The organism is Methylibium sp. T29, assembly GCF_000576205.1.
Lineage (GTDB): Bacteria > Pseudomonadota > Gammaproteobacteria > Burkholderiales > Burkholderiaceae_C > Methylibium > Methylibium petroleiphilum.
On the sequence record NZ_AZND01000528.1, the window covers coordinates 1 to 1,065 of the forward strand.

At 74.1% G+C, this 1,065-nt stretch carries 2 protein-coding genes; both read right to left on the minus strand.

The annotated features are described in order from the left end of the window. A partial coding sequence (locus x551_RS22585; protein WP_343252170.1) for an efflux RND transporter periplasmic adaptor subunit occupies positions 1–813 on the minus strand: 813 nt, incomplete at its 3' end. Next, a partial coding sequence (locus x551_RS27865; RefSeq protein ID WP_253950469.1) for a biotin/lipoyl-binding protein occupies positions 699–1,065 on the minus strand: 367 nt, incomplete at its 5' end. The genes x551_RS22585 and x551_RS27865, both read right to left, overlap by 115 nt.

Sequence of the window (1,065 nt, forward strand, 5' to 3'; positions counted from 1 at the left end):
GGGCGCTGGCAGCCGCACCCGGGTGCCCTCGCGCACCGCACCCACGGTGCCGCGCAGCACCGTGCTGCCGTCGGCGATGCCGGAGTTCACCTCGACCAGCGCCTCGTCGCCGCGGGCCGCGGCGTCCGCCCGCAGGCCCAGTTCGACGCCGTGCTGCACCACCCGGCCGTCCTCGACCGCCAGCACATAGGGGCGTGCCTGATCGATGCGCACGGCCGTCGCCGGCACGCTGCTCGCGGTGCGGCGCTCCAGCTCGATGCGCCCCTTGGCGAACAGGCCCTGGCGCAGGCCGGGCTGGGGCTCGACCGCGAGATAGACCATTACCGCACGCGTGCCGGCCTGGGCGGCCGGGTTGATGCGGGCCACGCGCGCCAGCACCGGCGCCGCGATGCCGTCGACCTGCAGGCGGGCGGCCGCTCCGATGCGTACCGCGCCCACGTCCTCGGGCGCGACCGCCGCCTCGAGCTCGATCCGCGACAGATCGACGATCTCGACCAGCTTCGCGTCGACCGCCACGCGTTCACCGGGCTGCGCAGCGCGCTGCGACACCTCGCCGGCGATCGGCGCACGCAGCACCGTGTCGTTCTGGGCCTTGCGCGCCAGTTCGGCAGCCGCCCGGGCCGCCTGCAACGCCGCACGTGCGGCGGCCGCGTTCGAGACCGACGTGTCGAGCGCGTTCTTCGAGATGAAGCCCTGATTCACCAGGGCGCGGTTGTTCTCCAGCGCGCGCTCGGCGATGTCGAGCTGCGCGCCGGCCTGGGCCGACTGCTCCTGCGCCTGGCGCAGCTTCCAGGCGTACTCGGTCGCGTCGATTCGACCAGCACTTGGCCGGCCGTGACACGATCGCCCTCGCGCACGCTGAGCTGCTGCACCTCGCCCGCCACCTTGGCCTTCACCACCGCGGAATTCACCGCCTTCAGTGCGCCGGTGATCTCTAGCGTGCGCAGCAGCTCGCGCGGCTGAACCCGGGCCACGTCCAGCGGCGCGAGTTCGAGGGCCACGTCGCAGGGTGCGCCAGCATGCGGCCCTGCTCGGCCTTGCGTGCCAGCAGGCCGCGGCCCAGCG